The organism is Saccharopolyspora elongata (genome assembly GCF_004348985.1).
In the GTDB taxonomy this organism is placed as follows: domain Bacteria; phylum Actinomycetota; class Actinomycetes; order Mycobacteriales; family Pseudonocardiaceae; genus Saccharopolyspora; species Saccharopolyspora elongata.
Map to the genome: position 1 here is coordinate 1 of NZ_SMKW01000160.1, position 8,922 is coordinate 8,922.

At 70.9% G+C, this 8,922-nt stretch carries 9 protein-coding genes and 1 pseudogene; 3 read left to right on the top strand and 7 right to left on the bottom strand.

Going from position 1 to position 8,922, the window contains the following annotated elements:
- Together E1288_RS45305 and E1288_RS45310 are read right to left on the bottom strand one after the other, a co-directional pair.
- Positions 1 to 212: hypothetical protein (locus tag E1288_RS45305; protein WP_207954929.1), on the bottom strand; the 212-nt coding region annotated here is incomplete at its 3' end.
- Positions 213 to 560: 348 nt separating this feature from the next.
- Positions 561 to 833, bottom strand: a complete 273-nt coding sequence (locus E1288_RS45310) for a helix-turn-helix domain-containing protein (protein ID WP_132495403.1) — start codon at positions 831 to 833, stop codon at positions 561 to 563.
- A gap of 57 nt (positions 834 to 890) precedes the next feature.
- Here E1288_RS45310 and map point away from each other — a divergent pair, with 57 nt between their 5' ends.
- Both map and E1288_RS45320 read left to right on the top strand, forming a co-directional pair.
- Positions 891 to 1,658 (top strand): type I methionyl aminopeptidase, encoded by a 768-nt coding sequence (gene map, locus E1288_RS45315; protein WP_132495405.1) that lies wholly within the window; start codon positions 891 to 893, stop codon positions 1,656 to 1,658.
- Between the two features lie 242 nt (positions 1,659 to 1,900).
- Entirely contained in the window at positions 1,901 to 3,076 is a 1,176-nt protein-coding gene (locus E1288_RS45320; RefSeq protein WP_132495407.1) for a macrolide family glycosyltransferase, read from the top strand.
- A gap of 100 nt (positions 3,077 to 3,176) precedes the next feature.
- Here the strand turns inward: E1288_RS45320 and E1288_RS45325 are convergent, their stop codons facing one another.
- Both E1288_RS45325 and E1288_RS45330 read right to left on the bottom strand, forming a co-directional pair.
- Positions 3,177 to 3,719 carry a YciI family protein gene (locus E1288_RS45325; RefSeq protein ID WP_132495413.1) on the bottom strand — a complete coding sequence of 181 codons (543 nt, stop codon included), beginning with the start codon at positions 3,717 to 3,719 and terminating at the stop codon, positions 3,177 to 3,179.
- 137 nt (positions 3,720 to 3,856) lie between these two features.
- A complete protein-coding gene (locus E1288_RS45330; RefSeq protein ID WP_207954930.1) occupies positions 3,857 to 5,101 on the bottom strand; it encodes an FAD-dependent oxidoreductase in 1,245 nt (414 codons plus the stop codon).
- Positions 5,102 to 5,191: 90 nt separating this feature from the next.
- Between E1288_RS45330 and E1288_RS45335 the strand changes: the two genes are divergently transcribed.
- Positions 5,192 to 6,184 (top strand): helix-turn-helix transcriptional regulator, encoded by a 993-nt coding sequence (locus tag E1288_RS45335; protein ID WP_132495409.1) that lies wholly within the window; start codon positions 5,192 to 5,194, stop codon positions 6,182 to 6,184.
- Between the two features lie 169 nt (positions 6,185 to 6,353).
- On the opposite strand, the gene E1288_RS45340 is transcribed toward E1288_RS45335, so the two are convergent.
- From E1288_RS45340 to E1288_RS45350, 3 genes and pseudogenes are all read right to left on the bottom strand, one after another.
- The gene (locus E1288_RS45340) at positions 6,354 to 7,640 is read right to left on the bottom strand and encodes an RNA polymerase sigma factor (protein ID WP_132495417.1); all 1,287 of its coding nucleotides are present in this window, start codon (positions 7,638 to 7,640) and stop codon (positions 6,354 to 6,356) included.
- 11 nt (positions 7,641 to 7,651) lie between these two features.
- Positions 7,652 to 8,071: a YciI family protein gene (locus E1288_RS45345; RefSeq protein WP_132495411.1), complete on the bottom strand. Its 420-nt coding sequence runs from the start codon at positions 8,069 to 8,071 to the stop codon at positions 7,652 to 7,654.
- Between the two features lie 166 nt (positions 8,072 to 8,237).
- Positions 8,238 to 8,922: pseudogene (locus E1288_RS45350) on the bottom strand (MFS transporter); the annotation flags it as partial.

Sequence of the window (8,922 nt, forward strand, 5' to 3'; positions counted from 1 at the left end):
GTCGTGGTGACCGCCGTGGTGGTGGTCGGCGCGACGTAGTCGACGGGGGCGCGCGGGGGCGGCGGAGTGGCGACGTCCTGGCTGCCTGCCGGCAGGGCGCTGAGCGCGCCGGCGCCGGTCGCGGTCAGCAGCGCGACGGCGGGCAGCAGGCGTGCCGCCAGCGGGGTCCGCCACCACCAGCGGCGCAACGGGTCGGGGTGCTCGGCGGGCAACTGGTCACTCCGTTCGTGTAGTGCCGGTTGTTGTCCTGTCCCCGACCCGGCCGGCGAATCGTAGCGAATTCGTCATGAATTCGTGTCAGACGTTCCATGCGCCCGGCGGGTTACCGGCCGGTTGCCGGAGCGTACGCACCACACGGGAGCCCGCTTGTGATCTCCATCGCAGCACGCGGAGGGCGTGGCGGGGTCAACTGGAAACGCATGCGCGGACACGAAGAGTCGCCACCATCGGTGTCCGATGTGGACTGTCCGAAGCGGACCGTCTCCCGGCGCCCGAGGGGTCCGCGAAGCCGGCCTGGTTTCAGCCGGCCTTAAGGGGGAGTTATGCCCGGCCCGGCCGGGTCACGCCGACATGCGCTGTTGCGCTTCCTGCGTTGCCGCGACGTCCTTGCGCAGCTCGTCCAGCGACAGTCCCACCGCGTCGGCCACCGCTGCGACGGTGAAGAACGCCGGGGTGGGGATGCGGCCCTTCTCGATCTTGCGGAGGGTTTCGGTGGAAATCCCGGACGCGGCGGCGATCTCGACCATGCTGCGCGCGCCGCGGGCCTCCCGCAGCGCCTGGCCGAGCAGTTCGCCTCGTTGCCGTTCTTGCTCGTTCAGCGGCACACGCACCATGGCCGTGATACTAATATCGGTATAGTTATTGGGTCCAGTGGTGTGGGAGAGACGCACGTGATCGAACTGAAGACGCCCGCCGAGATCGACGCGCTGCGCGAAGCGGGCCGCATCGTCGCCCGAGCGCTGCACGCCGTCCGCGAGCACGCCACCACCGGCACCACGCTGCGCGAACTCGACGAACTCGCGCACACCACGATCACCGACGCCGGCGCACAACCGGTGTTCCTCGGCTACCGGCCCAACTGGGCGCCCACCCCGTTCCCCGGCACCATCTGCGCCTCGGTCAACGACGCGATCGTGCACGGCATCCCCAACGGGCAGCGGCTCGCCGACGGCGATCTCGTCAGCATCGACTGCGGCGCCCGCCTGCGGGGCTGGGTCGGCGACGCCGCCATCACCTTCAGCGTCGGCACCGCCCGCCCCGAGGACACCCGGCTGGCCGACACCACCGCGCAGGCCCTCGCCGACGGCATCGCCGCCGCCCGGCCCGGCGCCCGCATCGGCGACATCTCCCGCGCCATCGGCGTCGTCGGGCGCAGCGCCGGCTACGGCATCCCCGACCCCCTCGGCGGCCACGGCGTCGGCCGCGACATGCACGAAGCCCCGTTCGTGCCCAACGACGGCCCCGCCGGCCGCGGCACGCCGCTGCGCCCCGGCCTGGTCCTGGCCATCGAGCCGATGTTCCTCGCCGGCGGCCGCGACGACATCCGCACCGCCGACGACGGCTGGACCGTGCTCACCGGCGATGGCAGCCGCGCCGCCCACGTCGAGCACACCATCGCCATCACCGAGGACGGCCCGCGCGTGCTCACCCGGCCCTGACACCGGGAACAACGCGGAACCGGGCCGCCAGGGAAAAGCGCCGGCGGGCTCCGGCAAAACGGGGGCGTGGCAGGAATTGCGGCGAGCGGCCGATTCCGGAACGCAATTCCACCGGCCCCGAACACCTTTTGACCGGAATAGGCGAAAACGGTGATGATCAACGCCACATGCCGCCGCCGGAACGGATCCGGATACTGGACGGTGAGCCCCGCGCACAACGCGCACGTCCAGTACGAGGGATCATGAAAAAGCACTTCGCGTTCATCAGCATGCCTGCCGCCGGCCACATCAACCCCACCCTGCCCCTGGTGACCGAACTGCTGCGCCGCGGCCACCGGGTCAGCTACGCCACCGGCCCGAAGATGATCCAGGCCGTGGAAGCCACCGGCGCCGACGTCGTCGAACTGCCCACCGACGTGCCGGAAATACCGCCCCAGTCGCAATCCGTGCCGCCCCCGGTCGGGAGGCTGATGCAGTTCTTCGTCGACGACATCAAGAACAGCTTCCCGCCGCTGCGCGAGCACTTCCGCGCCGACCCGCCGGACGCTGTCTGCGTCGACGTCATGAGCCCTATCGGGCGCATGCTCGCCGACGACCTCGGCATCCCGTTGATCGCACTGGTGCCCAGCTTCGCCGTCAACGAGAAATTCTCGCTGCTCGACACCGTCGCCAAGGACAACCCCGCATTCTCCCCCGAAGCCTTCGCCGAGTTCGGCCGGCGGATCCAGGAAATCGGCGCCGAGTTCGGTGTCCGCGCCCAACTGCCCTTCGGCGCACCGCCGGCCGAGCTCAACCTGGTGTTCCTGCCCCGGGAATTCCAGCTCGCCGCCGACACCTTCGACGAACGATTCCACTTCATCGGCCCACTACTCGGCGACCGCCACGACCAGCCCTGGCAACCCCGCCACCCAGACGCCCCACTGCTGTTCATCTCCCTGGGCACCGCGTTCAACAACCGCCCCGAGTTCTACCGCATCTGCTTCGAAGCCTTCGCCGACAGCCCCTGGCAGATCGCGATGTCCACCGGACACCACGTCGACCCCGCCGGCCTCGGCGACATCCCCGCCAACTTCGACGTCCGCACCTCCTTCCCGCAACCCGCCGTCCTGCGCCACGCCACCGTCTTCCTCTCCCACACCGGCATGAACTCCACCATGGAATCCCTGCACGCCGGAGTACCCCTGGTCGCCGTACCGCAAATGCCCGAACAAACCGCCAACGCCACCCGCGCCGAAGAACTCGGCCTCGCCCGCCACCTCGACCCCGACACCCTCACCGCCACCGAACTACGCACCACGGTCGACGACATCGCCACCGACGAGCAGGTCCGCGCCAACCTCCAGTGGATGCGCCAGATCATCCACGATTGCGGCGGAGCCACCGCCGGAGCCGACGCCCTCGAAACCCACCTGAACTAACCCCGAACCCCCGTGGGGCATCGCTGTCAGGAACACACCGCGATGCCCCACGGGGGCCGGCCGATGCCAGGACCGCGAACTGCGCCAGGCGGAACTCCTGCTACCGGCGCCCGCCGAACTGCCACGTGTGCACCTCGACATCGGCGTAGCGGTCCGCGTCGAGGACACCCTGCGCCTCGTCCGGGTCCTGCGCCCGGACCAGCGCCGCCGTGCCCATCCAGGCAGTGCCGTCGTCGGACAGCAGCGGCCCGTACGCGATCACGTCGTCCCGGCCCCGCGGCACCTCGAGGTCCACCGCCTGCCCCGCACCGAGACCGAGCACCAAGTACCGGTTGCCGCCACTGCTACCGCCGGGGAAGTCCCACATCGTGCGCCCCAGCACGTTGCGCCAGCGCCGCAGCAGCACATCCCGGTACGCCCCGGCCTGGTAGCTCGGCTCGTCGAAGGCGAACGCGCGCGCAGCAGCGGGATCAGGCAGGTCGACGATGTGCACACTGCCGGTCGGCGTGTCCCCGTCGAGGGTCGGCCCCCGGGCGATCATCACGTCCGCAAACCGGCCCATGTAGGACCAATGCGCTTCCAGCAGCGCCTCGCGCAACGGCAAGGAGCCGGGCCGGTCGCGGTGGTAGCAGAAGAACTCCATGCCCACAGTCTTCACCGCCCACCCGATCACTGGGGCAGGCACCGCGCGACGATCACGACTCCGGCTGGGCGTGCGAGTACTTGATCTCGGCACGGGTTCTGATCGAGGAAGCACGCCGGTTGGGCGGGAGTGGGCGGTTAGCGCCGAAGCCGGGCGGCCGCGGCCATGATCGGGGTGGCCACCGCGGTGGCCACGGCGCCGAGGGGGGTGTCGGTGACCAGGATCAAGCGAACGGTCTTCATGGCCATGGTGAGGACTTCACTGCCGCGCTGGCGCATCCGGGCTTCGAAGTGACCGATCGCGTCGGCGAGCGTCGTGGTGCCGTCGGAGATGGTGTCGAGCCGGTCGAGCAGGTCAGCGGCGTCTTGGATGGCCGCGCCAGCGCCCATGCCGGCGGTGGGTGGTGTGGCATGGACCGCGTCACCGAGGGCGGTGATGCGGCCGGCGTTCCACGGCGCGAGGTCGGCGGCGCGGGTCGAGGCGGCGTTGAACCGGAACGCGGCCACACTGGCCGGATCGGCGCGGGCGATGACCTCCAGCGTGTGATCGGTCCACCGGCGGTCGCGGAACCGGTCGAGCAGGGCCGTCTGCAGCTGGGTGCCGCGCAGGTCGCGCAGGGATTCGGTCCGAGCGGATTCGGGGAACATCGCGCCCCAGATGTAGGTCGGGCCGGTGGTGACCGATCTTCTGAGCTCAGGGGCATCGAGCGCGGCGTTGCCGACCGGGTCGAGGAATCCGACGTAGAGCGCAGCGCCCCGCGGGCCGATTCCCATCGTCGAGCGTGACCCGAGCCGCTGCTGTTCAGCGGCACTGAGGTCGGCGCGTTGGGTACGGCCGGAAAATCCGATGAGGCCAGCCGGGCGGTTGGTCGGTCCTGCCGCCAGATGCCGGGCGATAACCGAGTGGGTGCCGTCGGCGCCGACCACCAGATCCGCGGTGACCGACGTGCCGTCGGCGAACGCGACTCGCGGCATCCCGTGCTCGTCGTAACCAACCCCCGACGCGTCCCGCCCGAGATGCAGGTCCTCGCCGACGGCTTCGGCCAGCAGCGTGCGCAGCGTGATGCGGTCGACGTCGATACTCGCGCTGCCGGCCAGGTCCGGGCCGTACCCGAGCAGACGGCCACGGCGGTCCCAGAACGCGTCCCGCTCACGCAGTCGCAGCGCCGACCCCGACGCCAGCAGCCGTCGCATGACCTCCGGCGGCACCAGCCGTCCCAGTGCCGACTGGGCTCGCTGGTCAAGGGTGATGTGGTAGCCGCCGGTCGCGGCGACATCGGTGTCACGGTCGAACACCGCTACCTCATAGCCGCTGCGGCGCAAACCGGCACCCAACGCGAGCCCGCCGATCCCGCCCCCGACCACCACGACGCGCATGCTCATCCGTCCTCCAGTTGACCGATCACTTGTCCGACCCGACGGTGACACCGGTAGTGGACACCCAATGACCAGTACTGGTGCCAGGATGGGGTGATGGCGACCACCTCACGTCGGGCGTTACGGCTGCTGTCCCTGCTCGGATCACGCCGGCAGTGGCCGCTGCGTGACCTCGCCGCCCGGCTCGCGGTCAGCGAGCGCACGGTCCGCCGCGACCTGGACACCCTGCGCGAACTCGGCTACCCGGTCGCGACCGTCCGCGGTCCTGACGGCGGCTACCGGCTCGGCACCGGGCACATCCTGCCGCCGCTGCTGTTCGACGACGACCAGGCGCTCGCGATTGCCATCGCGCTGCAGACCGCGCCCAGCACCGTGTTCGGCCTGCAGGACGACACCGCCAGGGCACTGGCCACCCTGCAGCAAGCCATGCCCGAGACGCTGCGCGCCGCGATGGAATCCCTGCGCCTGACCCGGCTGCAGAACTATTGGGAGTTCCCCGCACCACCGATCGATCCCGCCGCGCTCAGTACGGTCGGCACCGCGGCGCGTCTCCGTCACGTCCTCGTCACCGAACTCCTACGCCCCGACGGGACGCGCCCCGCCCCCGAAGACCAGGACTTCGCTGCAGCCCGCCGCCTCGAACCCCATCACCTCGTGGTGTGGGCGGGCCGGTGGTACCTCATCGCCTACGACCTCGACGACCACCAGTGGCGAGTGCACCGAGTGGACCGGCTGCACCCTCGCCCCACGACCCACGGCTTCGACCGTCGTGACCTGCCCGGCGGCGACCTCGCCCACTTCGTCATGAGCAGCCATGACCGCGGCGACACTCCCGCCGCCTGGCAATGCACCGGCAGCGCACGACTCAACCTGCCCGCCCACATCGTGGCCCGCTGGGCACCCGGTGGCTCCGTCGTCGAACACCTCGACGCCGATCACTGCCGTCTCATCCTCGGCGCCTGGTCCTGGGCCGGCATCGCCGGAATTCTCGCCACCTTCGACACCGACCTCACCGACCTGCACCCACCCGAACTCCTCGAAGCGTGCCGACGAGTCGCGCGCCGCCACGCGGCGATACCCGAGACTTGACCCGCGTGTTCAATAAACGGTCGAATACTGAACACCCACCCGCCGCCGCGCCGCCAACGACTGATCACCGCTGGTCAGGCATATCCGCCCGATTTTCGGCGAGTACCACGGGAACCCCACAAGCAGCGGTCTCCCGATGCAGCTCTGGCGGCAGACGCGTAGTTGCCGGTCAGCCGAGGTCGGCGAGTTTGCGTTCGAGCACGGCCCGCTCGCGTTCGTTCCCGCACAGCTGCAGTGCGAGCCGAAGCTCGGTGCGTGCCTGGTCGATGTGTCCCAGGCGGGTGAGCAGTTCCCCGCGGACGCTGGGCAGCAGATGCGAGTTCGGTAGCGCCCGCGCGGCCGCCAGCTCGTCCACGATCGGCAACGCGGCCGCCGGTCCCCGGGCCATGCAGACCGCGACGGCCCGGTTGAGGTCGACCACCGGTGACGGCGCGAGCCGCCCGAGCGCCTCGTAGCGGAGCACGATGCGCTCCCAGTTCGTCTCCTCGACCGACGCTGCCACGGCGTGGCATTCGGCGATCGCCGCCTGCAGGCCGTAGGCGCCCAGGCCCCGGCCGATCCGCTCCGCGCGGGCGAGAGCCGCCCGTCCCCGGCGGATCGCGGCGCGGTCCCAGCGGCGGCGGTCCTGGTGCTCCAACAACACCGGCTCGCCGTCGGGCCCGGTGCGGGCGGGGAAGCGCGCCGCCGTCAGCTCCAGCAGCGCCAGCAGGCCGAAGACTTCGGGCTCGTCGGGCACCAGGCGGGTCAGCACCCGCGCGAGGCGTTGCGCCTCGCGCGCGAGGTCGAGCCGGATCAGATCGCTACCGGAGCTGGCCGAGGACCCCTCGGTGAAGATTAGGTAGATCACGCTGAGCACCGAGCCCAGCCGCTCGGTGCGCTCCGCGGCCGAGGGCACCGCGAACGGCACCCGCTCCGCCCCGAGGGTCTTCTTCGCGCGGGTGATCCGGGCCTGCACGGTGGCGGTCGGGGTGAGGAACGCCTTGGCGATCTCGTCGCTGGTGAGACCGCCGACGACCCGCAGGGTGAGCGCCACCCTCGCCTCCCGTGACAGCAAGGGGTGGCAGGCGATGAACATCAACGCGAGCACGTCGTCGTCGATCTGGTCGGGATCCCACAGCACGTCCTCGGTGTCCCGAGCCGGATCGGCGGGCGGGCGCCCCGAGGCCGCTCCGCCCTCGCCGAGGTCGTGGGCGAGGGCGGCGTACCGCTCGTCGAGGGCGGAGCGCCGGCGGAACGCGTCGATCGCGCGACGCCGGCCGACGGTGAGCAGCCACCCCGCGGGATTGCGTGGCACGCCCTCGCGCGGCCAGGTCACCAGCGCCTCCGCCAACGCCTCCTGGGCGAGGTCCTCGGCGAGCGCGAAATCGCCGGTGTAGCGGGCCAGGGCGCCGACGATCCGCGCGGACTCGATCCGCCAGACCGCCGCGACCGCCTCGCGGCCGGTGGGGTTCGCCATCGTGTCCGGGCTCAGAGCTGGCCGGTCGCCTCGCGCCAAGCCCGCTCCTTCTTGATCCACTCGTTGTCCTGCGGGAACTCGTCGATGCTGGTGACCCGGCGGATCTCGCACTTGCTGCCCGGGCCGGCCATCGGCGCGCGCTTGGCCCACGCCACGGCCTCCTCCTTGGAGGCGACGTCGAGGATCCAGTAGCCGCCGAACAGTTCCTTGGTCTCGCCGTAGGGGCCGTCGGTGACCACCGGCGGCTGGGAGGAGTAGTCGACGACCACGCCGTCGGCGGCGTCGTCGAGGCCTTCGGCGGCGACGAGGACACCGGCCTGGATCATCTCGTCGTTGAACCGGCCCATCGCCTCCAGGATCTCGTTGAAGTCGACGTCTTGGAACGCCTCGAACGACTCGTCGGTCGCGCGCATGATCAGCATGTACTTCACGGTGGTGTCTCCTTGGGTCATCCGGGGGTCCCGCTCGGACCCGCTTACCCCTAGGTCGAACGGGGAACGCCGCGGATCGACACGCCCGCCGAACTTTTCCGAAAAGGGGACTTCCGGGCAGCCTACGACCAGGCCGGTGACATGGCGATCGGCGCGAGGACCGGTTTCACCGGGCGCGGAAGGCCACCGCGACGGCCAGCAGCGCCAGCACCGCGGCGAGACCGAAACCCGCGAGATACGCGGTGGCAGGCGACCACACCAGCCACGCCGCGAACAACGTGCCCGCCACCGCCAGCACCGTCGTGGTGAACAGCGACTCGCTGAGCTGCAACGCCGAACTGTTCACGCCCTGCTCGCGCGGCGCCGACAACCGCAGTGTCAACGTCGACAACACCGGATACACCAGGCCCATGCCCAGCGACATCACCGCGAGCCCGGCGATGCACACCACCAGCGGCACCGTCGCGGAAACCGTCGTCGCCACCCCCGCCGCCCCGGCGGCCAGCAGCGCCGCGCCCACCACCGGAACCCGGTCCCACGCTGGCAGGCGGCCCTGCAGCCACGAACCCGCCAGCCACCCGACCGCGGTGGTGGTCAGCACCAAACCCGCGGCGGTGGGGGACAAGCCTCGCTCCCGCGACAACATCAGCGGCACGAACACCTCCGCCGCCGAGAACGCCGCACCCGCGATACCGCGCAACGCCACCACGCTCGGCAGCCCCGCCCGGCCCTGGAACGTCCCCACCGGCAACAACCTCGGCGCGAACACCACCAGCGCCGCCAATCCCGCGACGACCAGCACCCCCGACAGCCAACCGGTCTGCTGCCCGCCGTAGTGCAGGAGCAACCCA